The organism is Streptomyces sp. NPDC087263, assembly GCF_044744645.1.
Lineage (GTDB): Bacteria > Actinomycetota > Actinomycetes > Streptomycetales > Streptomycetaceae > Streptomyces.
Genome location: NZ_JBIUYT010000015.1, coordinates 65,896 through 91,266 on the forward strand (window position 1 = coordinate 65,896; position 25,371 = coordinate 91,266).

Genomic DNA, 25,371 nt, shown 5'->3' on the forward strand with positions numbered 1-25,371 from the left:
GTGTGGATGCCGGACCCGACACCACGCGAACCCGTGCGGACGTGAGGAGGACGGATGGCGTCGCTGCCGTTGACCCAGCTGGTCACCTCGATGCCCGAGGACGTGGTGACCGTGCTTGCGGGCGGCGGTCCCCGGGCGCAGGCCGTGGCGGGGGTCGAACTCCTCGACTGCCCGGAGGCGGCCGGTGACCTGCCGCCCGCGCAGTTGCTGCTCGCCGTGGGACTCGATCCGGCCGATGACACGGCAGGCAGAGCCGCACTGCGCACCGCCGCCGATCACCGGAGTGTTCTTGCCGTGAAGTGCGCGCTCCCCGCGCCCACCGCCTTCGTGGAACGGGCGACGGAGCAGGGAGTCACCGTGCTGGCGGTGGACCCACGGGTGCCCTGGACCCGTATCCAGCACCTGGTGGCCGCGCTGCTCGCCGCACGCCCCGGCGACCCGGAGGCCCGCGATCGCCGGCTCCCCGGCGGTGACCTGTTCGCCCTGGCCAACGCGGTCGCCACGATCGTCGGCGGTGCTGTCGCGGTCATGGACACCCAGCAGGTCCTGGTGGCCTACTCCAACCTGCCGGACCAGCCCATCGACGAGACCCGCAGACGCGGGATCCTGGGCCGCCGGGTGCCGAAGGACGCCGTGGCCGACCACCTGGACAGGGAACTGTGGGGCAGCGACGCGGTGATCCGGCACAACAGGCCCGGCGACCTGCCGCGGCTGGCCGTGGTGATCAGGGCCGGCCAGGACGTGCTCGGCTCGCTGTGGGTGGCGTTCGCCGACGCCGACCGGCCGCCGGCCGACGACCACGAGGCGACCTTGCGCGAAGCTGCCGCGGTCGCGGCGCCACACATGCTCACGCTGCGCAGGCAGGCCGACGACGACCGGGACAGCCGCAACCGCGCGCTGCGGTCCGCCCTCGAGACAGGCGCGGCGCCGGACCACCGGACCGGGATCCGGCTGCCCGCCGTCCTGCTCGGCCTGGCCGAATCGTCCCGGCCCCTCCACCAGGCAACCGCCGGGGAGGTGGACGAGGACATGCGGCTGCGCGCCGACCTGATGAGGATGCTCGACCTGATCGCCCTGGACGGAAGGTCGCTCGGGCACCAGCCGGTCGCCACCCTCATCGGCGACCGGCTCTACGCCCTGCTGCCGACCGCGTCCCCCGCCTCCGTCCCGGTGGACCACCTGCTCGACCACCTCATGGACCGCGCACGCCGGTCGCTGGGCCGGACCTACACGCTGGTGCGCTCGGGCGACGTCGCCTCCCCGGCCGGTCTGCGCGAGGCGCGCCAGGACATCGACGCCGCGCTCGACCACCTCCACGACGAACGCGCGGCACCCGGTGTCTATCGCACCCACGAACTGCACGCCGAGCTGGTGCTGCGACGCCTGCTGGCCACCGTGCGCGACAACGCCGACCTGCGGACCGGGACCGCCGAACGCATCGCGGCGCACGATGCGGAGCACGGCACCGACTACCTCGCGACACTCGGCGCGTATCTACGGCACTTCGGCGAGGTCGTACCGGCCGGCGCGGCGCTGCACATCCACCAGAACACCCTCCGGCAGCGGTTGCGCAGGGCCGAGCAGACCTTCGGCCTCTCGCTCCGCGACCCGGCACAGCGTCTTCTGCTGTCCGTGGAGATCGCCGCCATGGGGAAGCCGGGGAATTGACTTGCTCCTCGGGCTGAAGCCCGAGGATTAGCGACACCTTCCGCGCGGGTCGGCGCGTGGTGAACCTTCCGTTGCGTACATCCGTCGTGCCTGCGCAGGCGATCACTGGGTCGCCGATCCGACGCAAGCCCGACTGGAGAGGCATGTTGTATGCGTGTACGGGCACTTCTCTTCGCCTTCTTAATGGTTGTTGTCGGCGTGTCAGCCACCGCCGCGGTGTTCCAGGCCCGTTCCGGCAACTCCGCTGACGGCTTCACCGAGGCGGCGGCCGCAGCCGAGCACACCGTCACTTTCCAGAACCAGACGGACAGCCGTATCTGGGTCGGTGCCACGGTCAACGCCGACGGCTCGACGCCGCTCGCCGGGCTGCCGACGCTGGACCCCGGCCAGTCCGCCACCATCACCGTTCCCGAGCGCTCGGGGGCCGGGCACTGGCGCGGCAAGTTCTTCGCCCGGCAGGGGTGCAGCGGTGAGGCAGGCAGTACGTTCCACTGCGCCGTCGGCGACTGCGGACCCTTCGCCGACCGATGCTCCGTCGGTGAACAGCCCGCCAGCCTCGCCGAGTTCAACTTCGACACGGCCGACGCACTGGCGCCCTGGTACAACGTCAGCTACGTCAACGCCGTCTCGGTGCCCATCACCATCACTCCCGATGGTGTGGCGCCCCCCGAGAACGGCGGCGCGTGCGCCGAGATGGGCTGCCCCGGTGATCTGCTGTCCGTCTGCCCGCCGGAGAACCTGACGAGGGAGCAGGGCACGAACAAGCCGTTGCTGTGCGTCAACCCGAACCGGGACGCGAAGACCGCCTACAGCAACGCGATCAACCAGCAGTGCCCCAAGGCGTACGCGTGGTCCAAGCAGGACGCCGAGGCGGGCAACCAGACCGTGCGTCAGTGCAGCAGTTGCAGCGGCCTGACCGTCGCCTTCCACGGCACCGCCACCGCCGGCGCCGGAAATCCCGACCCCGTCCCCACCGTCGTCGAGCGCAAGAACGACAACAACCAGTCCGCCGCGCCCCACAAGGGTGTCGCCCTGAACCCCTTCCCCGGTACAGCCCAGGCGCTGACCGACTCCGGCTCGACCTGGTACCACAACTGGGCCTCCTCCAGCGGTGAGGTCGGCAAGCCGGCCGGTACCGAGTTCGTCCCGACGATCTGGGGCCCGGGCTCGGTCACCGACGCCGAACTGGGCAACGCAGCCCGGGAGGGCAAGAACCTGCTCGGCTTCAACGAGCCGGACTCGCCCACACAGGCCAACATGAGCCCCGAGCAGGCGCTGGACCTGTGGCCACGGCTACAGAGCACCGGCCTGCGCATGGGCGCCCCGGCAGTCGCCACCGGCGCCGACGTCCCCGGCGGCTGGCTGGACCGCTTCATGCAGGGAGCCGCCCAACGCGGACTGCGCGTCGACTTCATCCCCGTGCACTGGTACGGCGCCGATTTCGGCCCCGCGGCCGCCGGTCAACTGGCCGACTATCTCAAGCGCGTCCACGACCGCTACCAGAAGCCGGTCTGGCTGACGGAGTACGCCCTCATCGACTGGTCCCAGGGCGCTCCCCGCTACCCCAGCGACCAGGAGCAGGCAGCCTTCATCCAGTCATCGACAACCATGCTGGACGGCCTGGACTTCGTAGAACGCTACTCATGGTTCGCCCTGTCCACCCAGACCAGCCCGACCGGCCTCTACAACGGCACATCCGCGAACGCCAGCGGCAACGCCTATCGTGCCGCGCACTGAGGCGGGGATATCGCTCGTCGGGGGTTCTTGACGGGTGGGCATCAGCAGGTAATGGGGCGGGCCGCACCGGAAAGAACGGTGCGGCCCGTGTCGTTGGTGGCGGTGGCGGTGCTCGAGAAGACGCGGTTGCGACGACCGCTGCGCGGAACGTACGAGGCGGTAGGGCCCTACTTACCGCCGCCGCGCCCCCTCCCGCCGGGCTGCCGCGGTGGCGTCTGGACGGCGGGCATGACGTACGGCGCCTTGTCCTGCCCGCCATGCTGTGACCCAAGGGTGATGTCGGGAGGCAGGATCGCGATATGGTCCGCAACCGGGTTCTGCCGACCGGGCTCGCTCACCGAGCTGGAGGGATCCGGCGACGGGCTGTTCTGTTCTCTTGACTGCCTCATCTGCTCGCTCCGTTGCTGGAACCTGGTGAGTTGGTCCAGGAACTTTATGGACGACGGGTCCAGGAGGGGACGTGATTCGGCGGCGTCGCTCAGAGAACTCGTATCCGACAGCGAGTCCTTGTCCGACGTCTGTGACTTGGTCGTGCTGTCGGACGCCTGTGCCTCACGGCTGAAGCGTTGTGCGGCGGATGGGGTCGGCACCGCTCTCTCTGCGAACGGGGTCATCGACATCTCAGGAGGCCGCTGACTCTTCGAGGAGGGCCTGTCGGCCAGACCTTTCAGTTGCTCCGCCAACGGCAATCGCTTTTCCAGGTACGCCTGCTGGTACTTGGGGTTGTTGTCGATCAACTTCCACATCGCCGTCGCGACCTCGCGGACGCCTTCCGGAGAACGACCCTGCAGCGCCCGTAGCGCCTCCGAAGGCGGCTTCTGCTGCTGGGAACGTGGTGCGTCACGCTGCGCCTGTTCCTCGCCCACCCGCGGATTCGGCTCGCCGTTACCCTGCTCAGCCGAGGACGACTCACCTGTATCGGACCGCCGGAACAGTGCCTTCAGGGCGTTCCACAAATTGCGCCGGCGGGAGCTCTCCTTGAGCTGCTCGCTGGAGCTCTCCCTGAGCGACTCATCTATCAGGGTCTGGGCCAGTCCATTGGCGTCGTCGTACTTGGCGCCCGGGGGCGGCTTGCTCAGATGGTTGCGGTCACGAGAAGAACCATCGCGTCGGCGGGAGTCCCTGAGTTGCTCGTCGAGCAGGGCCTTCGCCAGCACCGTGTGGTCGTCGTACTTGCCGCCCGGAGGCTGCTTCCTCAAGCGGTTCGGCCGAGGAGGCGGGCTGGTACCGGCCATGACGCCCCTCTTTCAAGTCGGAGATCCTGCAAGGGACAACGGGGTGCCTGGGCGAACGGTTCAACACCCGCTGCCGGAGTGCTCCGCGTCAATGGTTCCCTTCGTTTCGCCGAGGACGGGGACGATGGCGATGGCGACCGCGGCGGAGAACAGAAGTTGAACCGTTTGGGTCTTCAGCACGTTTCGGGTTGCGACTCGTCGCGTTTCAATCGGGGGGCACGACGAGGCCACAACTGGAGGTCCTTCTGATGAGCGGTGCCCGCGGGTCCGCGAAAACGGACGTGATCTGTCTCGCGGCGATGACCCTCGTGGGCCACGGATTCGGGAGCGGGAGCGGGAGCGGGAGCGGATTCGGGATCGGCATCAGGATCGGGATCGGGATCGAGGGATGACATACCCGGCGTCACCCCCCGGTCGTGGGATTCGTTTCCCGGCCGGCGGCGGGGTCCGGCCGTGTGCCGGGCCGACCGTCGGGGGCGTCTTCGTCGAGGCTGCCGACTCTCCGCCGCATCTCCTGGGCGTCCGGGTGGTCGAACTCTTCGAAGATCGCCAGCGCCTGCTTCCAGGTGGTGCGGGCCGACTCGAGCCGGCCCGCCGCCAGATAGACCTCGCCGACATGGCCGAGAGTATGGCCCTCCCCCCAGCGGTTGCCGACGTCACGATGCGTCTCCAGGGCCCGGCGGTAGTGCTCCAGCGCCTCGTCGTTGTGCTGGAGACGGTGATGGACCGTCCCGAGGATGTCGAGCGTGACGCCTTCGACCCAGCGGTTGCCGATGGTACGGAGGACGCTCAGCGCCTGCTCCAGGCAGTCGATGGCCTCGTCGAACCGGCCGACCCGCTGGTAGGCGTCACCCAGGTTGGCCAGCACGATCCCCTCCGACCATGCGTTTCCGATGACCCGGTCGACGGCCAGCGCCCGGCGCGTGTACTCGATGGCCTTGTCGATCCGGCCGCTCTGAAGGTAGGCGTTGCCCAGGTTGCCGAGGCACTGTGCTCTGCCGTGCGCGTCCCGGAGCTCCCGCCACCGGGCCATCGCCTGCCGAAGGTGGTCGATGGCCTCGTCGAACCGGTACATCTGCGCCAGGGCGGCGGCCACGTCCACGAGGCTCCAGGCCTCGCCCCTGCGGTCGCGGGTGGAGCGGGCGGCGTCGAGGCCCGTCAGGGCGGCGTCGAGCCAGTCGTGCAGATGGCTGCGGAGATAGAAGAACCCCCAAAGGGCGCCGGTCAGCCGCCACGCGATGCCCGGCCGGCCGGAGGTCGCGGCCTGGTGCACGGCGGCGACGAGGTGGGTCCGCTCAGCCTCGCACCAGTTCAGGGCCTGCTCGTGAGTCGTGAATGCCAGAGGCTGGCAGGCGGGGGGCAAGGGCTCGAGCGGGACCCGTCTGCGATGCGGGGTGAGGAACGGGTAGGCGGCGTCCGCGGTGTGCAGGTACCAGGAGAGGAGCCGCTCCACGGCCCCGTCCCGCTCCCGTCGTGTCTCCTCGGCGTGGACGCGTTCACCGGCGTACACGCGCAGCAGGTCGTGAAGGGTGTAACGGCCGAGTTGGTGCTCTGCCAGCAGGTGGGCGCGGGTGAGCTCGACGAGCAGCCCGCGGGTCTCACGGAGCGGGAGTCCGGCGAGGGCGGCCGCGGCGGGCGCGGTGATGTCGGGCCCGGAGTGCAGGCCGAGCAGGCGGAACAGTCGGGCGGACGGGGCGGACAGAGCCTCGTACGACCAGGAGAAGACAGCTCGTACGTCACTGGTGAGGTCGCCCCCCGCGAAGGCGTCGAGGCTGCCGTGGCTGTCGCGCAGTTCGGTGGCGACGGCGCTGAGCGGGAAACCGGGGTTGGTGGCGGCGCGGGCGGCGACGATGGCCAGGGCCAGCGGCAGCCGGGCGCAGTGGGCGATGAGTTCGTGAGCCGCCTGGGGTTCGGCAGCCAGCCGTCCCGCGCCGAGGCGGTTGGCCAGGAAGTCGTGTGCCTCGGCGGGCGCCAGCGGGTTCAACGTCAGTGGAAGCGCACCGTCGTTGACGACGAGGCCGCTGAGCTGGTTGCGGCTGGTGACGATGACCAGGCAGCCGGGGGTGCCGGGCAGCAGGGGGCGGACCTGATCGGTGTCCTGGGCGTTGTCGAGAAGGATCAGTATTCGGCGGCCGGCGAGCAGGCTGCGGTACAGCGCCGCCTGGGCGTCGAGACCTGCGGGCATCCGGTGCGGGGGGACACCGAGCGCGTCGAGGAAGGTGCGGATGGCCTCGCTCGGCGGCACGATCGTGCCGGTCGGGTCGAAACCACGCAGGTTGATGAAGAGCTGGCCGTCGGGGAAACGGTGGGCGATCCGGTGGGCCAGGTGCACCGCCAGGGTGGTCTTGCCGATGCCGGCCATGCCGCCGATCGCGCTGATCAACACGGTGGCGGGGTAGTTCCCGTCGTCGGGCAACAGGGCCTGGGCCTGCTCCAGTTCGGCGCGGCGTCCAGTGAAGGTGGCCAGGTCGGCGGGCAGTTGGGAGGGTCCTGCCGGGGACGCGGAGGGCAGGGCGGCCGGGGCCGCCGGCGGATCGGCTCCCTTTGCCGACGGCGAGAGCTCCAGGGACGAGTCGGCCGCAAGGATGCGCTCGTGCAACTCCCGCAGGGCGGCGCCGGGTTCGATGCCCAGCTCGGCCACCAGGGTGCGCCGCGTCCTGCGGTAGGCCGCCAGCGCGTCGGCCTGCCGACCGGACCGGTACAACGCCAGCATGAGCATCCGGCACAACTGCTCCCGCAGCGGGTGCTCGCCGATCAGCGCGGTCAGCTCGGCGATCACGTCACCGTGGCGTCCGAGCCGTACGTCGAGATCGAGGCGGTTCTCCAGTATGTTCAGCCGCTCCTCGTGCAGCCGGGAGCGTTCGGCCTCGGCCAGCGGACCGGGGAGTCCGGCCAGCGGTGTGCCCTCCCACTCGTCGAGCGCGGAGTGCAGCAGGTCCGCCGCGGCGGGCACCTCGCCCGCGGCACGCAACCGCTTCGCCTCGGCGACCCGGCGCTCGAACACCCCCAGGTCCAGGGCGTCCTCCGGGACGTGGGCCAGATATCCGTCCGCGGCCGAGATGACCACCTGGGGGGAGTCGCCCGCGTCCCGCGCGGGCTCCAGCACCTTGCGCAGCCGCGACACATAGGTGCGCAGGACGGACACGGCCGCGGTCGGCGGCTCCTCGCCCCAGACGGCGTCGACGAGTTCGCCGACCGTGACGGGGCGCCCGCGCCGCAGCAGCAACGCTCCCAGCACGGCCCGTTGTTGTGGTGAACCGAGGTCTAGTTCCTGGTCACCGCGCCATGCCCTGATCGGCCCCAGCACAGCGAATCGAATGGAATCAGTTAAGCGTCCAGGGTGCTCGTAAGCTGTGTTCACACCTTGAACGATGGGACCAGATGGCCTCGGGGTTCCGCTGTTGCACGGAACCTGCCCTTCCGTTACATGTAACAGGCCCTTAAATACAGGTAGTTGATGCCCTGTCGTGCTGGTGGGGAGGTCCCTGAGGGAACGTCAGGGGCCTTAAGGGCACGAAGGTCTGCCCGGAAGTACCGGCTGGGGCGGCTGTGTTGGCCCAGCCGGCCGTGCAGGGCATGCAGGCCCGTCGACCGCGTTGCCGAACGCCGCCGAACGCCGCCGCGAGGGAGACCTGGGTGCTGCCATCGGCGTCGCCGCCCCCACGACGGTCTGAACGGGCATACGGTTCACCGCTGTTCGCGGAACGAGGGAGCGGACTCCGCTTCCGGAACCGCGCCCGCTGGGGACCGGAGTTGAACTGTTTCCCTCCGGAGCCCGTTGCGGGGTGAGGGGGTCGCTGTGTCGCCCGGTCTGTGGCCGCTCGCGGGCCGCGGCGGCCCCTGACCGAAGCCGCGCGGACACCACGCAAGGGAAGGGGTGGGCATGAGCCTGGGCGAAGAAGACGACGAGCCGAACCGGGGGGCCAGGCCCTTCGCATCCGGGGAGCCCATGGCCCCCGGCCTGCAAGGTCCCGCAGGGAATACGTCAGGGCCGTCCATCATCCCGGTGATCGTCTCCGCTGACGGTTCCGCCTCCATCGACGGCATTCCCGTGCCCGTGATGGGAGGCGAGTCGGTCGACGTCGCGATCCTCGACACGCTCCACGGATACGCCCGCAACCGCAACTCCACCGTAAGAGCGGCGATTTCCGACCCGTCCGCGGGATACGTCGCCATCGTCGAGGTCGCACCCGACGGCTCCAGCAAACTGGTCGAACAACGCCAGGAAGACTCCGCCGAGGACGCCGGGTTCGACCCGTCGGTGGGACTCGCCGGGTCCGTCGCGCCGATGGAGTCCGTGGGGAACGCCGGCCCGACCGGTCGGCCGCCCAGGTTCGAACAGCCGCTGGAGCAGCCCGACTTCTCCGACATCGACGACGATGACTCTGACGATGCCGATGCCGATGCCGACGATGGCTACGACATTGCTCACGACGATGACGCTGACGATGAGGACGCGGTGGCCGTGGTGCCGGAGCGGGCGAGGCCGAGGATCTCAGCCCCCGCTCTCAGCGTCCCGAACCTCGGCCTGGGCAACGTCCGGAGGAAAATCCTCCGTCAGTCGGACGACGAATACGAACCGCCCGCCTTCCTCAAACGCCCCCTGGGCATAGGGGTGGCGGGCGTCGTCGCGGCGGCGGTCGTCATCGTTCCGCTGATCATGCTCGGCAGCAGCTCAGGGAGCGGTGGCGAGAGCGGTCAGGGCCAGAACCAGGCGGCCGAGTCATCCACCGTCAAGGACAAGACACCCCCGACCCCGCTCGAACTGACGCCGAGTTACTCGCCCTCCCCCAGCCCCTCCCTGTCCCCCTCGCCATCCCGCTCCCCCTCGCCTTCGGCCTCCCCCTCGGTGTCCGCCTCACCAAAGGCGAAAACGAAACCGAAGGCGACCTCCAAGCCGACGACGAAGGCCAAGCCGAAGGCGACCCCCAAAGCCAAAGCCAAAGCCACGCCCGTTCCCGGTATCCCCACCGGCAGGGTGCTGCTCAAGAACAAGAAGTACGGCTTCTGCCTCGATCTTCCGGGCGAAGGCTCGGTCGGGGTGGACACCCGGGTCCAGGACTACCGCTGCAAACCATCGGGCGACAACCAGGACTGGGTCCTGGACCTGGTCTCCAAGGGCGGCGGCACCGGCGGAGCCAACCTCTACCTGATCCGCAACGTCAGCTCCAACCTCTGCCTGGACCTGCCGAACTACGGCACCGTCCTGGCACAGACCCCGGTCAGCGTGTACCACTGCCGCCCCGGCCGCGAGACGGACAACCAGCTCTGGTGGTTCCAGAAGCGCCCCAACGGCACGTACTGGATCCGCAATCAGAAGAGCGGCGACATGTGCCTCGACGTGGCCCGCACGAACAAGACGGCCGAAACCACCAGCGCCACGGTCTACCCGTGCAATGCCCGCGACGACCACGAGTGGAGCTTCCCGAAGAGCTGAGGGAGCCGGCCGGGCGGCGGGCAAGGACGAGCGGATGTGCGCGTAGGGCGCACATCCGCTCGGTTGTTGGGCGGCGGCCCGCGGTGCCTCAGTCAGGCCTGGGTGGGAGGCGGGGGCGACCCGGGCGGCGGGCCGAACGGGTCCTTGGCGTCGACGGGCGGAACCTCCTTCACCCGGTGGCCGCCGGGCTTGCAGCCGGCGAACGGGCCCATGGGATCCCGCAGGGAGTTCATCACCGGTCCCAGGTGGTCGCGATGCCAGTTCGCGGGCCCGCTCATCCCGGAGCCGGGGCCGGTCAGATCGGCCCAGGCCAGCCACAAGCCGTGGAGTTGGGCCACCGCTTCGGGGTGTTCCCACCATCGGGAGCACCAAGGGGCCGAGGAGGTGACTTCCCTGCCGTAGACCGGCAGGAGTACGTGGTGGGTCCACAAGGTCAACTGCCTTAGCGTCTGCCCGTATTCGGGCCCCTCCAGGTAGAGGATGAAGCGTGGCGGGGTCGGAGGTTTCTCCTGAGGAGCCGCGCTTTCCGTCTTCGCGTCGGCCTCCTCCGCAGGAGCGGCGCCCTGCTCGGCTCCGGTGAGCTCGGCGGTCTCAGTGGACATGACCGTCCTGCTTTCTCTCGGCTGCGCTTTTTCTGTTCGGCCGGGGGAGAGGGAAGGCACCGTTGCTCCTCCAGGGCTCCCAGCTCTGCGATGTGCACCCCCGGATCCGTCGCCACCACGTAGGCGAGCGACGAATGGTTCACAAGGTGGTGTGGGGAGACGTGCTGCGTCCCGTATCCAGGCCTTTGAGAAGCGATCTTGTTTCGGGATATTTTGTCCCGACGTCCGTTGAACCGCCCGAGCTCCCAGCCCGTTGTGCTTCCCAGCAAGCAGATCTCTGGCTCTGCGAAAGGAAACCCACCATGGCAGGCCGCGACAAACAGACGTCGTCGCACCACCATTCCAAGGGCAAGGGCAGAAGGTACCCGGACGGAGCCTTCCAGGCCCCATCCAACCCAGCCGATGCCTACATGTCCGGCGGCAACAACGAAACCACAACCGATACGGCCGCAACCGAACCGGTAGTCCGCCGCAATTCATCCACCGTCAGCGTCTTCCGCGGCCGATCGTCCTTCAGCGGCAACCAGTCAAAGAACCCCGGTCGGGCGACGTATGTCGGCGACGTCACCATCGAGATGCCGAAGGACCCGCCCACAAACACCTCCGCGCTGATCCAAGACGGCGCTTCGAAGAAAATCTACGCAGCCGTCGCGACGCCCGGCCACAAGGGCAAGACCGACTGGTCCGTGAAGAGGTGGAGCGAAAGCACGCAGAAATGGCTGCAGGAGAACGAAGCAGGCATTAAGGCGTTCGTAAAGGGAGCTGCCCTGGCGATTCAAGGGGCGGGGAAGTTGGCCCAGTCTTACGGGAATGCCAACGGGAACCCGCAGATGGAGTACTACGGGAATCTTGCGCAGCAGGGCGGGGCCCACCTCGAAACGTACATGGGCATCCAGGACACGATCAACTACGGCTCAGCCGCCTGGAACAACCCCAACCCTCGGGACGTGCTCAAGACGGTGGCCTCCGTAATCAACGTTGCCGGAGGAGGCTTGGCCGCCGACGGCCAAAGCGCGCGGTACACCACGGACGAGCAGAACATGCGGCAGGGGATCGGACAGCTACTCCAAGGCGCCGGCCAGTACGCCTACGGCCCGACGCAGGAGCAGCAGCTGGCAGCGACCCAGCAGCAGCTCAACGACTTCACGTTCCACGACAACGCGCACATCAACAACGACCACCGAGACTCAGACCTCAGTTACACATCCCCGTCGCCGAACCAGCCCGACGGCGCGTCGTACTTCGACCCCCACCGGAGGGGCTCGTACACGTCTGGCTCGGCATTCCCCATGCAGCCACTGGCGCAGCGGAACACTCTGCCCATGATTCCGGCAGGCGCCGAGGTGCACCACACAGGGAGCGGCAGCGGCAGCGGCAGCGACACCGACAACTCGCAGCAGCGTGGCAGGGGGCAGCAGCAGGGTGAGCAGTCGAGGCAGAGGTCCCGGTCCCGCTGATCCGGACTGCGAAGCCGTCGCCTATCGGTAATCCGATCCGCACGGGTTGAGTAAAGGCGCCCGGCAGTCCGAGTTGGCCCGTCGCAGACCGGCCGACACCGCGACCGCCGGGCGACCGCCTGTACCCACCGGGGGCAACCCTCGCAATGGGTGAAGCGCCGCAGTGGCTATCGCGCTCGAAGAGCCAGAGGGCCACGCGAGCCGGGGCCGAACCGGGAACCGTGTCGACCGAGAACCCTCAGCGCAGCCTCCAGCCCCTGCGTTCGACTTCCACTACGAACGCGCGCTCCGTCCCCCGCGACTCGTCCGCAGGTCCACCCATCAGGCCACTCTGTCAGCGCCGATCACACGCCCTGTGGTGTTCCCGGCCGGGCGGTCGGTGCTTCTCCTGCTGCCCTCGACAGCCGATCGCCCCGTCCGTCGAGCCCCGCCCAAACCCGCTACGTGAAAGAACCGTTCGTGGGTTCTGGACGTGGCGCTTGCGTCGGCCGTCGGGGCCGTGCCAGGTCCGGCGGATTAGTTCGGCAGGAGGGGGCGGCTTCGAGGCGTGCCCGGGTCGTGTCCGGGCCGTGTGCGAAGGACGAACCCGTCCCCCTGCCCTCACCACAGGACCAAGGAGTGACGTCCATGACGTTCAACACCACCCGCCTCAGCGGGCGTTCCCCTGGACGTCGCCTTCGCGTCGGGCTCAGTTCAGGTGTCGTGTTAGCCGCCGTTGCCGCCACGTTGTTCACCGTCGGGCCCGTCAAGTTGGGGCTGGCCTCCGAGGCCTCCGCCCCGGCCGGGCCGATCACCGGGCTGGCCGGCAAGTGTGTCGACGCGGATCGGTCGAGCAGTGACAACGGCACCCCCGTTCAGCTCTACGACTGTCTCGCGAACTCCGCGCAGAGTGTGTCGAACCCGGGGGACGGGACCCTGCGGATACTCGGCAAGTGCCTGGACGCCGTCGACTTCGGTACCGCTGACGGGACGGCGGTCCAGTTGTGGGACTGCCATGGCGGTCCCAACCAGCAGTGGGTGGTCAACGGGGCCCACGACATCGTCAATCCGGCCGCGAACAAGTGTCTGGACGTGCGGGACAACCTCAGCACCAACAAGACGCGCCTGCAGATCTGGACCTGCACCGGTGCCGCGAACCAGAAATGGGTCGCCACGGCGGCACTGGTGCAGGACAAGGGCGAAGCCCCGTCCGGATTCGTGGTGAGTGAGGCGCAGTTCAACGAGATGTTCCCGGACCGGAACTCCTTCTACACGTACAGCGGGCTGATCGCGGCGTTGAGCTCCTATCCCGGCTTCGCCACCACTGGTGAAGACATCGTCAGGAAGCAGGAGGCCGCCGCTTTCCTCGCCAACGCCAACCACGAGACCAACGGCCTGGTGGACATCATCGAGGACGACTTCACCGCGTACACCTCGTACTGCGACCAGAGCAAGCCCTTCGGCTGCCCGGCCGGCATCGACGCCTACTACGGCCGCGGCCCCATCCAGCTCAGCTGGAACTACAACTACAAGGCTGCCGGAGAGGCCCTCGGCCTGGATCTGCTGAACGACCCCTTCCTGGTGCAGAACGACTCCTCCGTCGCCTGGAAGACCGCCCTTTGGTACTGGAGCACCCAGTCGGGGCCCGGCACCATGACCCCGCACGACGCCATGGTGAACAAGGCCGGCTTCGGGCAGACCATCCGCTCCATCAACGGCGACCTGGAGTGCGACGGCAAGAACCCTTTCGCGATCGATCGCCGGGTGGATTCCTACCAGCGCTTCACCGCGAGGCTCGGGGTCCCGGCAGAGGGCACCCTCGGCTGCTGAGGCGGACAAACTCCGCTCACCGCAAGGCTGTTGGGGTGTGCGTCGGCACGCACGATGCGTTACGTCCGGCGCACGCCCCTTCGTATTCCGCACGCCCCTTCGTACTCCGCACCTCGTACGGCTGTCTCGCCCCCGGCGGGGTGAACCAGAAATGGTCCATCGACACCGCGCACGACATCGTCAACCCGCAGGCGGGCAAGTGCCTCGACCTGACCGATGGAGCCTTCGACCGGCTCGGCGGCGTCCTCAATCCCGACGCCGGGCACATCGTCGTCACGCAGCAGGTGTTGAACTGAGCGTGCTGTGGGGGGTGCCGCTGGCGTGGGGTCCGGAACTCATTTTCCGCGACTGCGTGGGCGGCTCCGTTCACGGGACTCCTCGCGCGGGCGCCCCGCATGGGAATCTCCACGTGGGCGCGACTCCCTGTCCGTGGAGAAACCGTTGGGCATCATCCCGGCTATGTCCACCGAATGCCTCGGTGTCGGCGTCGGTGGCACTGACTGCGACCGATCGGTATCGGTATCAGTACGCGAGTTCTCCGGCCACGGATTCTGGCGTGAATCGGGAGCCGTGGACTGGGAAGCCCTGGTCCACCTACTCCGCTGCTGGAACTCCTGGAACCTCTGGGACTCTTCGAGATCCTTTGGCTGCTTCGGCTCCTTGAGCCCCTGGTCAGGTTCCGGGAGTTGCGCCTGCTTCGACGAGTTCGTGGCTTCCTGTGCCTGCAACGCTGCCCTCTCCCGCAGCTGCCCCGTCTTCCGCCTCATCCCCATGGAAAGCCCGAGCGCCGCCCCTCCCCCAGCGCCCAGCGCGGCCGCCAACGGCAGCGCCAGCCCCAGCCCCAGCGGCCCTGCCAGCGCGAATCCCACGGCTCCCAGGACCAGCGCCGGCCCCCAGATGCCCTTCGTCCGCCATATCTGCCGCCCGATCCACCGTGCCGCCCGTCCGACAGCTCTCAGAATTCCCACAGCTGCGGCTCCGGATCGTTGCGTCGGTGAGGAATCGGATGCGGCAGGAGTCCGTCTCCAGAGGACCGGACCCGGCGGCGTCACATAGGAGCCGCCGGGTCCGGTGCCGACAGGGAGGCCGCCGGGGGATCGCGTCCTCGCCACCTCCACGGGAAAGGGACCCGACTGGTTCACTGCGCGGCCTCGGTGAGATCGGTCGCGACCGCGGATTGAACTGTTTACCCTCGGGCCCCGTTGCGGCGTTGTGCAGGGACCGCGCCCGTGTTCTGGCCGGGCGGTTCGGGTTCGTCGAGAATCCGGATCGGGGCCACACGGGCGGCAACGTCAGGAGGGGATAGGCATGGGCCTGGGTGAAGAAGAGGACGAGCCGATCTCGGGGGACAAGCACCTCGCACCCGGGGAACCGGTGGACGGCGGCTCACAGAGTGCCGCCCAGGAGACGCCCGGGACCATTCCCGTGATCGTCGCCGGCGACGGCTCCGCCTCCATCGACGGCATTCCCGTACCCGTGATGGGAGGCGAATCGGTCGACGTCGCGATCCTCGACACGCTCCACGGATACGCCCGCAACCGCAACACCACCGTAAGAGCGGCGATTTCCGACCCGTCCGCGGGATACGTCGCCATCGTCGAGGTCGCACCCGACGGCTCCAGCAAACTGGTCGAACAACGCCAGGAAGACTCCGCCGAGGACGCCGGGTCCGAACAGCCCGCGGACCAGCCCGACTTCTCCGACATCGACGACGATACCGATACCGGTGTTGATACCGATGCGGATGCGGATGCGGATGCGGATGCGGATGCGGATGGCTACGACGCCGCCGGTGACTACAACGCTGCCTATGGCTACGCCGCTACTGACGACAACGACCACAATGATGGCGACGACGATGACGCGGTGGCCCTCGTGCCGGAGCGGCCAAGGCCGAGAATCTCAGCCCCCGCTCTCAGCGTCCCGAACCTCGGCCTGGGCAACATCCGGAAGAAGATCCTCCGCCAGTCTGACGACGAGTACGAGCCGCCCTCGTTCCTCAAACGCCCCCTCGGCGTAGGAATAGCAGGCGTCGTAGCAGCCGCAGTCATCGTCGTCCCCCTGGTCATGCTCGGCAGCGGCTCGGGCGGCGGCGAAGGCCAGGATGGTCAGAACCGGGCCGCCGACTCCACAGCCGCCGACACCACCTCACCCACGCCAGTCGAACTCACACCGAGCTACTCCACCTCCCCCAGCCCATCACCATCCCTGTCACCCGCACCGTCACGCTCCCCCTCACCGTCGCGCTCCCCCTCTCCCTCAGCATCCACCTCGGCAAAACCAAAACCGGAGACGAAGACGAATCCGAAGACCACGGCGAAGCCGAAGGCGCCGACAACGCCCAAGCCCCACAAGGAGACCGCCGCGGAGGCCGTCATGAAGTTGGCGGCGAGGGACCCCGGGCGGCACATCTGCTACCGCGTGTACCTCGACAAGGACGGCTGGCAGAAGCCGGCGTGCGACGGCACCACGGCCGGACGTGTGGGCACCAGCCAGAAGATCAAGTCGATCAACACGGCGACGGCGGGTACGAAGGGCACGGCCTCCAGTGCCTGGGTCCACATCGAGGAATGGAAGGCCCCCTGGAACGGGGCGGTCGATGGCGTCGACAACTACATCGGCTCCACCAAAGCGAGTTACCCGTACATCCTGGGCTTCGTCATCAACGTGGGTGACGGCGCGGTTTGCCAGAACGCGGCCGTCAACGGCCGTTGGGGCGGGCTGGGATGCGACCAGCCCACGGGCCAGGCGCCGGGCAACTTCATCTGGGGCGGCACCCAGGACAACTCCCTCTGGCTGCAGGCCGTCAGGTTCACCGTGTGAGCGGAAGGGACGGTGCCGGGCCGCGTTGACGCCGCCCGGCACCGTCCCTCGGCGCACCGAGACCGCTCTACTTGTTCCACCTCTTGTTCGTGTTGTTGACCTCCAGCTCCGCCGCCGTCAGGTCCACGTGCAGGGGGATGCCGGGGCGGTTTCCGACCTTGATCAGGAAGTTGCCGAGGCCGGGCGGGTCGGTACGGCGGCCGTTGGCGCCGTCCCATGCCGGCGGGGTGGACCAGTCGACCAGGAGACGCTTCTCCGGCTCGGTCAGCTCGACGATCTGGGCGAGCTGCGGCATCTCGGCCGGGGGCAGGCCCGCGCAGATCACCATGCCCGCGCGTTCGACGAAGCCCTTGGCCTTGGTGCGGTCCTCCTCGGTGGGGAGGGCGAGCAGGTCGTCGAGGCTGTGGGTGATCATGGCCAGGCCGACTCCGCGCTGCCGGTCCAGGCGGGTGAGGGCGTTGACCCGGTCGACGAGCCCCCGGCCCGCCTGGAGGACCCGCCACAACTCGTCCATGACGAGGAAGTAGTTGCGCTGCGGCTCCAGTCCCGCGTCCGCGAGCGCGTGCGCCGCGGAGACCGCGCCGAAGCCGTAGGACCAGCAGGACAGCAGCGCCGCGGCCTGGAGCAGGACCTCGCTGTCGTCGATGCCGCTGATGTCGAAGCAGACCGGCCGGTCGAGCTTCATCGGCTCGGTGGTCTGCTGGGCGAAGGTGCCGCCCAGCCGGCCGTCACCGAGCAGCGCGGTCAGCGACGCCTCCAGGTTCTCGGTGATGTCCTGGTAGCGGGTGATGTCGCCACGGTCCAGGGCGACCGCCCGCACCGACTCCGGGGCCTCCTTGATGACCCGCACCAGGTCGCCGAGTACGGGTATGTCGCCCGGTCCGTGCCGGTCGTCGAGGACGTTCAGCGCCGCCGAGATGATCGTCTCCTCACGGTCGGTCGGCGGTGCCGAGCGCAGGATGGTGATCAGCGCGGAGACCATGTGGAGACGCCGGCCGTGGATGTCGGCGAGGAGCCGGTGACGTGCGTCGCCGGTGAGCCGGGACGCGGCTTCGATCGACGCGCCGGGGTCCAGGACGTTGAGGTTGCCGCGGCCTCTGCCCAGGCTGATGACCTGTCCGCCGATCGCCCTGATCAGGTCCACATAGTCGGGCTTGAGGTCGCCGAAGATCAGCGGGTGGACGCCGTAGCCGGAGAGGCCAAGTGCCATACGTCGTACGATCGTCGACTTGCCGAGGCCCGGGCGGCCCAGCACGAACATCGAGGGGTTGGCCAGCAGGCCCGTACGCGTGAACCATGACACGGGGTCGCAGCACACCGTGGCCCCCGAGTCGAGGTCGCGGCCCAGCGGTACCCCGACCATGGGCGTCCCCGCACCCGCGCCGAACGGCCACAGCCCGCACACCTGCACCGAGGTGCCGCGCCATTCCGGGGCGGGATCCACGTACCCCACCATGCCGCCGCCATGGCCGGGCCAGCCCCGGGACGTGGCGCGCGGCGTTCGGGGCTCCCTGGTCGTGCGTGCCATTGAACTTCCCCTGTACTGAATCGAGTTGTTCCTGGATTGAGTTGTCCTGGATCGAGCTGTCGTGGATCGAGGCACGCGCCGCGATCTACATCGAATCCCGCACCGTCTGCGGCAACGCAGTGTGCAGCGGCAGTACCAGCCCCAGCGGCAGCGCCGCGGCGAACGCCGCCGCCTGCGAGCCGTAGACGGGCCGCACCGCGATGCGGGCGGCGGGTGCCAGGTTGTCCACGGTGGCGGCGGCCGTCGCCAGTTCGTCGGCGGAGTTGACGGTCGCCGTGAAGAGCAGTCCGAAGCGGATCACCCCGTGGCCCTGGGCCTGTTCCTCGGTGGTCCTGCGTGCCGCCGTCAGTTCCGCGTCGTCGCGTGCCTGACCGACCTGCGACTGCTGGGCGGTGAACAGGGCGTTCTTGTAGTCCTGTTGGACGACCCGGGCGCCCTCGGCCCGGGTGTGCGGGCGGTAGAGCAGGGTGACCCGCTTGCGGGCGATGTCGCGGTTGGGCTGTACGAGGGCGGTGAGGACGTTGGAGAACACCTCGCCCTGCGGAGCCTCCGTCATGGCCCAGGTCACGCTGAACACCCCGTCGTGCCGGTAGTGGTCCCAGGATTCCTGGGCCGCCATGGGTCCGGCCTGGTCCCAGGTCAGCCCGCTGCCGCCGGAGCCGCGCGCCTCCTCCACCAGGGACGCCACAGTGGGGTCGTAGGCGACGCGTACCGCCTCGGCGAGCTCGGTCGCGGTCATCGGCACGGCCGTGCCGGCGCCGGTCATGGACAGCCCGGCGGTCAGACCGGGCAGGCGGGTGCCGATGTGCAGCGCCATGTCCTCGACGCTGCGGCGGGATGTGCCCTCGCGAGCGGCGCCGGAGTAGGTCAGCGCGATCCGCGTGGCGATCTGCGCCGAACCGGCGGGATAGGCGGCCAGTACCTCCCGCAGCATCGACCTGGCCAGGTCGGGGGCCCCGAGGACGGCGTTGGCCGCGATCTCCTGCTGGAGTCGTACGCCGGAGTCGGGGGCCGTCTCCACGGTGACGCTCGCGGCGACGAGGCCCGGCTCGGCGCCCAGGGCGGACAGCCACTGGCCCCAGTGGGCCACCCAGATGTCGACCTGCTGCTCGTCGACGAGGGCGGCTCCGTCCGCGTCGCAGGAGATGACGACGGTGTGGTGGCCGGTCGCCGGAATCGTGATCACGGCGAACGGGCGTCCGTAGCCGTCCCGCGCCTCCGTCAGGGTCGACTCGGCCGCCAGGCCCGGGAGTTGGCAGGTGCCGTAGCCGGTCAGGCCCAGCGGACCCGAGCGGTACTGGTGACCGCCGGACGAGGTGGTGCGCCGCCAGGCCAGCCGGACCGCGCCGCGCTGCATCAGGGTGCGGCCGTGCCGGTCCCGCAGCGCCAGCGGGGCCAGCACCGTCACCAGCACCAGCGCCAGGACCAGCGCGGCCCACACGGAGACCAGCGTGGCCAGGACGACGGCGATCAGCCCGGCGAACAGCAGCAGGGTCGCCCCGAGGGACAGACCCCGCAGGCCGGAGGTACGGGGCTTGCGGAAGTTGCCGTACGTGCGGGGTTGGGTCGCCTCAGTGACTGCCACGGGACTCCTCCTGCTGGTCGGGGGTGTGCGGCCCGGCGGGCAACAACACGGGCGCCGTCGCCTCCCACCGGTGCTCGGGCTCTGTCTCTCCGCTGTCCTGCGGACGTACGGGCCGGGCGGCGTCGCCCGCGGTCTGCTCGCCGTCCGGTGCGCCGCGCGCCCCGTCGGCGCCCCGTGGCGGCACCGGGCCGCCCGCCTTCGCGGCCGCCGTGGCGCGCGCGCCGGTGGTTCTCGTCCCGTCCGGGTTCACGGCGGCCCCGGACACCGACCGCCCGGCGGCCGGGCCACGCAGCATGGGAACCGGCAGCGCCCCGGTGGCCACGGCCGCGCCGCCGGCACCGGCGGACGCCCTTCCCGCACGGCCCGTCCCGGACACCGCCGCCTGTACGACGGGGGCGGCGAACCGCATCAGCGCGGGCAACGTGAAACAGGCCAGGACGATCAGGACGACGCCGGAGACCATCGAGACGACGTCGTTGTCCTGCGTCTGGCCGGACATCGAGAACGCGGCCGCGTACACGACGGCCGCGGCCGGTTTGTACAGCACGAAGGCGAGCAGCCAGCCCACGGACCTGCGGAACCAGACCCGGCCGGTGGCGGTGGAGCTGGCCGCCGCCGCCAGCGGCAGCGTGCCGGTGAGGATCACCAGCATGGCCATCCGTACGATCATCAGCGCGATCTGCGCCACACTGCCGGCGATCACCAGAATGGCCATGATCAGGACGAGGAACGACGAGTCCGCCTCGCCCAGCGCCAGCATGGCCGAGGTGCGTTTCTCGAACTCGGCCACGCAGCTCGCCACCGGTTCGCCGGTGGCGCTGATCTGCCCGCAGCCGGTGGACCTGTCGATGATCCAGACGCTGAACTTGTCTCCCGCCTCGGCCAGCAGATTGACCGTGGCGACCCCGGCGGAGGAGACGACCACCAGGTTGAGCAGCCCCTGAAGGGCCTGCCGGGCGGGCTCGCCGCGGCGCTGCCAGGCGAGGTGCCCGGCCGCGACGAGCAGACACAGTACGGCGGTGAACGTGGTGAACCAGAGCGTGGAGCCGCGCAGGAACGCCACCGGGCCGCCGTCCTCGCCCAGGTCGGGACTGCCCAGGTCCATCCAGGCGCTGCCGAGTGCCTTGACGGTGGTGCTCGCCGCCTGCGCGGCGCTCTCGGCTATGTCGTCGAACCCGGTGTCGCCGAGGTCCTTCGGGGCCGTCCCGGTTCCGTTCCCCACGCAGTAACCGCCGACCGTGGGCGGTATCCAGCCGAAGTCGCAGCCCGCCATCAGACGCCTCCCCACTGGGTGTATCCGGCGAGCGAGTCGACCGGGGCGGGGTCGGCCGGGGCGGCCGGGTACTCCAGCCGCCAGTCCCCGTCCTGCCACAGCACCGTCGTGGTGGCGGCCTGCATCTGCCCGTCCGGGAACCGCCACACGGTCTGGATCACCGCGGTGGTGTCGTTGTAGGTGACGAACCTGAATCCGGCGATCTGCCCGTGGGAGCCGCCGTCTCCGACCGGGGCCGCCGTCTCCTCCGCCTCGGTCCGGTCGGTGATGTAGGCATCGCGGCCCGCGCCCACTGTCTGGGTGCGGGTCACCTTCAGCCAGTCGTCGGCGGCCAGATAGCGCACGCTGATCTGGCTGGTGGCCAGCAGGGCGCCGACGGGGGTGTGCGCGTAGCAGCGCGCCACGTCCTTGCCGGCTGCGGCGGGGCCCGCCTCCTTCGAGGAGGGGAGGGCGACGCTGCCGTACAGGGTCCAGGTCACGTCCGTGGGGGCGGACGTGGGCAAGTCCTGCTCGTTGTCGGCCAGTTCGGGGCACGCGGCGCCGTCGGTCACGGATCCGGACGGCAGGCCCGCGGCACGGGCGGCGGGTGTCTCCGCCGTGCCTGAGCCGCCGCTCGCGGAGGTGTCCGAGGTGACGGCGAGCACTGTCCCGATGACGGCGATGAAGCCGATGAACGCGGCGGCGAGGACAAAGCCGGTACTCAACCACGGACTGCGCGGCTCACCGACCACCGCGCGGTCGCCGGACTCTGCCATTTTCCCTCCCTCATCCTCGTGGGTTGTGGGGTGACGACTGACGGGTGGTGGGGGACGGGGGGCGGGTGGTGGGGGACGGGGGGGCGAGTTGTCGGGTGATGGGTGGTCGGGTGTCGGGCGCTCGGGGGACGAGTAGGCGGACAGCGGTCAGCCGGGGACGAGTAGCCGGGTGACGGGGGTCGGGGACGAACTGTCGGGGACGAGTCGGGGACGAGCAACCGGACAGCGGGTGGCAGGGGACGAGTAGCCGGGGACGGGCTGCCGGATGACGGGTGGCCGGGGACGAGTAGCCGGGTGACGGGAGTCGGGGACGAACTGTCGGGGACGAGTCGGGGACGAGCAGCCGGACAGCGGGTGGCAGGGGACGAGTAGCCGGGGACGAGCTGCCGGGTGGCGGGGAGTCGGGGGACGAGCAGCCGGATGACGGGTGGCCGGGGACGAGTAGCCGGGTGACGGGGAGTCGGGGGACGAGCAGCCGGATGACGGGTAGTCGGGTGGCCCGGTCGCCGGAAGGCGGGATCGCCGTACGGGCTTTCAGCTCGCGTCGGCTCCTGGCCGACCCCCGGGCCCCTAGACGAGCGCGCCGACAATGCCGGAGGCGGAGCCGACGAGCAGGCAGGCGCCCAACACGAACCCGAGGCCCCTGGCGTGCTCGCGGGCGCCGCCCCGGGAGTGGTCGAGGGCCATCCTGGCGGCCACGCCGAAGATGCCCGCGACGCAGAGGGCGGTGACGCTCCAGGCCACCCACTTCAGCACGGTGAGCAGTCCTTCGGCGCCGGGTGGCGCCTCGCCTCCGCCGACGTCCGGCGGCCCCGAGGGCACGGGGGTCGCGGCTGCCAGGTGGGCAAGTGGGGCCATGTGCGGTGAGGCGTCCAGAACGACCGCCAGCAGGCTGGACAACGGGGTTCTCCCTAAGCGGGTCGGGCTAAGCGGGTCGGGTGAGTCGGGACAGGTCGCGCGCCAGCGGCGCGCACTCCTTGGGCAGGTGCTCCGTGGGCGATTCGCCGAGCCGCCAAGGCTCAACCCACGGGACCTCCCACAGGCGGGGCACGGCGCCGGAGACCAGCCGCACCAGGTTCTGCAGCACCCGGGGGCGCCGACCGGGGGCGTCGGCGACGACGACCAGGCCGAGCAGGTCGACGCCGGGGACCATGCCCGAGGCCCACTGCCGCGCGGCGTTCTGCGCGGCTTCGATGCCGTTCGCGCCGGAGCGGGCGACGAGCACGACCGACGGGGACTCCACGGACACCGGCCAGGCGAGGCCCGCGTCCCGGCCGCCGGGCACGGCCCGCTCCAGCGTGGTGACACCCGCGCCGCCGTGCACGCCGAGCCACCACCAGCCGTGATCGGTACCGGGCCGCGGCCGGGCGACAGGAAGCGCCCGGTCGGGCCGCGGCACTCCCGCGCCCTGGGGTGCCAACGGGCCGGTGAGCCCTGTCGACAACTCCTGAACCGATCGCAGGGATTTCCCGTTGCTGCCCCCGGAAGGGCGTGACTGCGGCAACCAGGGATTGATGACCGGTACCTCACCCGCCACGGCAACTCCTTCCACTGCTGACTCGACTGACCCAACACGCCGATAGTACACATAAGTTAGCAATACAACACAAGTAATGACTTATCAGAAATGCGAAGTTCAGGGCGAGTTGAGGCTCTCTCAGAGCGCGCTTCGTGGCGCCTACCGGAGCACTCGGCTCCGGGACCGCAGGTCTATTCGGGGGGATGCAGATGACCGGCCATACCGCGCAGGCCCGATCGACCCTGCTGGTGACGGGTTGCAGTGTCCTGGCGTTGATCGGCTCGCTCGTCGGCCTGTCCGTGCTGGGCTCCGTGGACCAGGAACAGGCCGCCGCACCCGCGGGGTTCGCCACCACGCTCGACGCCAAGGGCGTTCCGGCGCAGTACGTGACGTGGATCGAACGGGCCGGCCGGCAGTGCGAGGAGGTCAGCGCTCCTCTGGTGGCCGCACAGATCAAGGCGGAGTCCAACTGGGACCCGACCGCGGTGAGTCCCGCCGACGCCCAGGGGCTCAGCCAGTTCGTCCCCGGCACCTGGGCGACCTGGGGCGTGGACGCGGCCAGCCGGGACGGCGGCCCCCAACCGGATGGCGTGGCCGACCCGTTCACCCCGGGCGACGCCATCATGACGCAGGCCCGCTACGACTGCTGGCTCGCCGACAAGGTCAAGGCGATGGGCGCGCAGGGCGACCCGACCCGGCTGATGCTCGCCGCCTACAACGCGGGCCCCGGCTCGGTCCAGCAGTACGGCGGCGTGCCTCCGTACCCGGAGACCCAGGCCTATGTCGCCAGGATCATCGAGTCGATGGCCGACTTCACCGGCGCCCAACCGGCCGAGCAGGGCGGCGCGTTCGGTGACCGCGTGGTGGCGGCCGCCGAGAAGTGGCTCGGCACGCCGTACTCGTGGGGCGGCGGCGGGCCGGAGGGCCCCGGGCGCGGATTCGCCCAGGGCGCGAACACGATCGGGTTCGACTGCTCCAGCCTCGTCCAGTACGCGGTCTACCAGGCCAGCGGCGGCGAACTGCTCCTGCCGCGCGTCTCCAGCCTCCAGGTCGGCGCGGGCAAGGCGGTGGCACGCGACGACATGCGGCCCGGCGACGTGATCGGTTTCAAGCTGAACGGCAGCTACGACCACATCGGCATCTACCTCGGCCACGGGCAGTTCATCCACGCCCCGAAGACCGGAGACGTCGTCAGGATCAGCAACCTCGACGACCCCTACTACACCTCGAAGAGCCAGAAAGTGAGGCGGTTCGGATGACTCCGCCCAGCACGCGGGACAGCGCCGCCACGACCGTGAAGGTGACAGTGACAGTGACAGTCACCGTGCTCGCGCTCGCTCTCACCCTGGGTGGGTGCGGCTCCGGCGGCGACCAGGGTCCGGCCGACCACCCGTCGGTTCCCGCCGCGACCGGCACCGGCCCGTATCCGACCCCGTCCGACGCCCGCGAGGCCGCACCCCTGCCCGTGGGCGCCAAGGGCACCCCCAAGGGAGGCGTCACCCGGCCCGCCGACGTCGACCAGCGGGACGCCGACGCGGTCGGCCGGGGTGCGCTCAAGGTGATGTGGACCTTCGACGCCGACATCGACAGCGGCCCGCAGGACGCCATGGTGCGCGCCGCGGACGCGGGCTGGCTGACCAAGGCGTACGCGGCACGGCTGCGTGCGTACCGGCCCCGTTCGGTTCCCGGCGCCCAGTGGCGGGAGTGGGCGGGCCACCGCGCGTACACCGTCGTCACGGTGCGGAACGCCGAGGACGCCGCCAAGCCCGGCGACACCGGCACCGAGGCGTGGCGGCAGTGGACCGTCACCGCCGCCCCGTTCGGCCGCGACGGGTGGGCGGGCAGCGCCACCACCGTCGTGGCGTATGTGCACCTCACCCGCACGGCAGCCGACGACGCGTGGCGTATCGCCGACGTCAATGTCCCCTAGCCCGGAGGGATTT

18 protein-coding genes are annotated in these 25,371 nt (G+C 69.9%); 9 read left to right on the forward strand and 9 right to left on the reverse strand.

Annotation, left to right across the window (positions count from 1 at the left end):
• Positions 1–54: 54 nt before the first annotated feature.
• Together ACIPC1_RS36755 and ACIPC1_RS36760 are read left to right on the forward strand one after the other, a co-directional pair.
• Positions 55–1,668: a PucR family transcriptional regulator gene (locus tag ACIPC1_RS36755; RefSeq protein WP_402525308.1), complete on the forward strand. Its 1,614-nt coding sequence runs from the start codon at positions 55–57 to the stop codon at positions 1,666–1,668.
• 198 nt (positions 1,669–1,866) lie between these two features.
• The gene (locus ACIPC1_RS36760) at positions 1,867–3,405 is read left to right on the forward strand and encodes a glycosyl hydrolase (protein ID WP_402525310.1); all 1,539 of its coding nucleotides are present in this window, start codon (positions 1,867–1,869) and stop codon (positions 3,403–3,405) included.
• Positions 3,406–3,572: 167 nt separating this feature from the next.
• Here ACIPC1_RS36760 and ACIPC1_RS36765 read toward each other — a convergent pair whose 3' ends face one another.
• Both ACIPC1_RS36765 and ACIPC1_RS36770 read right to left on the reverse strand, forming a co-directional pair.
• The gene (locus ACIPC1_RS36765; protein ID WP_402525312.1) at positions 3,573–4,640 is read right to left on the reverse strand and encodes a hypothetical protein; all 1,068 of its coding nucleotides are present in this window, start codon (positions 4,638–4,640) and stop codon (positions 3,573–3,575) included.
• Positions 4,641–5,043: 403 nt separating this feature from the next.
• Entirely contained in the window at positions 5,044–8,001 is a 2,958-nt protein-coding gene (locus tag ACIPC1_RS36770) for an AfsR/SARP family transcriptional regulator (RefSeq protein WP_402525314.1), read from the reverse strand.
• A 522-nt stretch (positions 8,002–8,523) separates the two neighbouring features.
• Here ACIPC1_RS36770 and ACIPC1_RS36775 point away from each other — a divergent pair.
• A complete protein-coding gene (locus ACIPC1_RS36775) occupies positions 8,524–10,077 on the forward strand; it encodes an RICIN domain-containing protein (protein WP_402525317.1) in 1,554 nt (517 codons plus the stop codon).
• Between the two features lie 92 nt (positions 10,078–10,169).
• Here the strand turns inward: ACIPC1_RS36775 and ACIPC1_RS36780 are convergent, their stop codons facing one another.
• Entirely contained in the window at positions 10,170–10,679 is a 510-nt protein-coding gene (locus tag ACIPC1_RS36780) for a DUF4913 domain-containing protein (RefSeq protein WP_402525319.1), read from the reverse strand.
• Positions 10,680–10,981: 302 nt separating this feature from the next.
• Here ACIPC1_RS36780 and ACIPC1_RS36785 point away from each other — a divergent pair, with 302 nt between their 5' ends.
• The 4 genes from ACIPC1_RS36785 (at position 10,982) to ACIPC1_RS36800 (ending at position 16,768) form a co-directional block, all read left to right on the forward strand.
• Positions 10,982–12,136: a hypothetical protein gene (locus ACIPC1_RS36785; RefSeq protein WP_402525321.1), complete on the forward strand. Its 1,155-nt coding sequence runs from the start codon at positions 10,982–10,984 to the stop codon at positions 12,134–12,136.
• A gap of 702 nt (positions 12,137–12,838) precedes the next feature.
• Positions 12,839–13,945: a glycoside hydrolase family 19 protein gene (locus ACIPC1_RS36790; RefSeq protein ID WP_402525323.1), complete on the forward strand. Its 1,107-nt coding sequence runs from the start codon at positions 12,839–12,841 to the stop codon at positions 13,943–13,945.
• A gap of 140 nt (positions 13,946–14,085) precedes the next feature.
• Entirely contained in the window at positions 14,086–14,241 is a 156-nt protein-coding gene (locus ACIPC1_RS36795) for a hypothetical protein (protein ID WP_402525326.1), read from the forward strand.
• A 1,012-nt stretch (positions 14,242–15,253) separates the two neighbouring features.
• Positions 15,254–16,768 (forward strand): hypothetical protein, encoded by a 1,515-nt coding sequence (locus ACIPC1_RS36800; RefSeq protein WP_402525329.1) that lies wholly within the window; start codon positions 15,254–15,256, stop codon positions 16,766–16,768.
• 67 nt (positions 16,769–16,835) lie between these two features.
• Here the strand turns inward: ACIPC1_RS36800 and ACIPC1_RS36805 are convergent, their stop codons facing one another.
• The 6 genes from ACIPC1_RS36805 to ACIPC1_RS36830 all read right to left on the reverse strand — a co-directional run bounded on the left by ACIPC1_RS36805 (position 16,836) and on the right by ACIPC1_RS36830 (position 23,446).
• A complete protein-coding gene (locus tag ACIPC1_RS36805) occupies positions 16,836–18,296 on the reverse strand; it encodes an ATP/GTP-binding protein (protein WP_402525331.1) in 1,461 nt (486 codons plus the stop codon).
• A gap of 85 nt (positions 18,297–18,381) precedes the next feature.
• Complete coding sequence (locus ACIPC1_RS36810) at positions 18,382–19,881, reverse strand: SCO6880 family protein (RefSeq protein WP_402525334.1); 1,500 nt, start codon at positions 19,879–19,881, stop codon at positions 18,382–18,384.
• Positions 19,868–21,154, reverse strand: a complete 1,287-nt coding sequence (locus ACIPC1_RS36815) for a hypothetical protein (protein ID WP_402525336.1) — start codon at positions 21,152–21,154, stop codon at positions 19,868–19,870. Before ACIPC1_RS36815 ends, ACIPC1_RS36810 begins: the two co-directional genes overlap by 14 nt.
• Positions 21,154–21,909: a hypothetical protein gene (locus tag ACIPC1_RS36820; RefSeq protein ID WP_402525338.1), complete on the reverse strand. Its 756-nt coding sequence runs from the start codon at positions 21,907–21,909 to the stop codon at positions 21,154–21,156. The genes ACIPC1_RS36815 and ACIPC1_RS36820 overlap by 1 nt, the downstream gene beginning before the upstream one ends.
• A gap of 570 nt (positions 21,910–22,479) precedes the next feature.
• Entirely contained in the window at positions 22,480–22,809 is a 330-nt protein-coding gene (locus tag ACIPC1_RS36825) for a hypothetical protein (RefSeq protein ID WP_384378503.1), read from the reverse strand.
• Between the two features lie 25 nt (positions 22,810–22,834).
• A complete protein-coding gene (locus ACIPC1_RS36830) occupies positions 22,835–23,446 on the reverse strand; it encodes a DUF6668 family protein (protein WP_384378501.1) in 612 nt (203 codons plus the stop codon).
• A gap of 191 nt (positions 23,447–23,637) precedes the next feature.
• Between ACIPC1_RS36830 and ACIPC1_RS36835 the strand changes: the two genes are divergently transcribed.
• Together ACIPC1_RS36835 and ACIPC1_RS36840 are read left to right on the forward strand one after the other, a co-directional pair.
• A complete protein-coding gene (locus ACIPC1_RS36835; protein ID WP_402525340.1) occupies positions 23,638–24,687 on the forward strand; it encodes an NlpC/P60 family protein in 1,050 nt (349 codons plus the stop codon).
• Entirely contained in the window at positions 24,684–25,358 is a 675-nt protein-coding gene (locus tag ACIPC1_RS36840) for a hypothetical protein (RefSeq protein WP_402525343.1), read from the forward strand. Before ACIPC1_RS36835 ends, ACIPC1_RS36840 begins: the two co-directional genes overlap by 4 nt.
• The last annotated feature ends 13 nt before the right edge of the window (positions 25,359–25,371 follow it).

Coding starts and splice junctions, on each gene's coding strand:
- ACIPC1_RS36805 (WP_402525331.1), bottom strand. CDS start 18,296: ATGGCACGCACGACCAGGGAGCCCCGAACGCCGCGCGCCACGTCCCGG.
- ACIPC1_RS36840 (WP_402525343.1), top strand. CDS start 24,684: ATGACTCCGCCCAGCACGCGGGACAGCGCCGCCACGACCGTGAAGGTG.
- ACIPC1_RS36780 (WP_402525319.1), bottom strand. CDS start 10,679: ATGTCCACTGAGACCGCCGAGCTCACCGGAGCCGAGCAGGGCGCCGCT.
- ACIPC1_RS36765 (WP_402525312.1), bottom strand. CDS start 4,640: ATGGCCGGTACCAGCCCGCCTCCTCGGCCGAACCGCTTGAGGAAGCAG.
- ACIPC1_RS36800 (WP_402525329.1), top strand. CDS start 15,254: ATGGGCCTGGGTGAAGAAGAGGACGAGCCGATCTCGGGGGACAAGCAC.
- ACIPC1_RS36815 (WP_402525336.1), bottom strand. CDS start 21,154: ATGGCGGGCTGCGACTTCGGCTGGATACCGCCCACGGTCGGCGGTTAC.
- ACIPC1_RS36785 (WP_402525321.1), top strand. CDS start 10,982: ATGGCAGGCCGCGACAAACAGACGTCGTCGCACCACCATTCCAAGGGC.
- ACIPC1_RS36835 (WP_402525340.1), top strand. CDS start 23,638: ATGACCGGCCATACCGCGCAGGCCCGATCGACCCTGCTGGTGACGGGT.
- ACIPC1_RS36820 (WP_402525338.1), bottom strand. CDS start 21,909: ATGGCAGAGTCCGGCGACCGCGCGGTGGTCGGTGAGCCGCGCAGTCCG.
- ACIPC1_RS36755 (WP_402525308.1), top strand. CDS start 55: ATGGCGTCGCTGCCGTTGACCCAGCTGGTCACCTCGATGCCCGAGGAC.
- ACIPC1_RS36775 (WP_402525317.1), top strand. CDS start 8,524: ATGAGCCTGGGCGAAGAAGACGACGAGCCGAACCGGGGGGCCAGGCCC.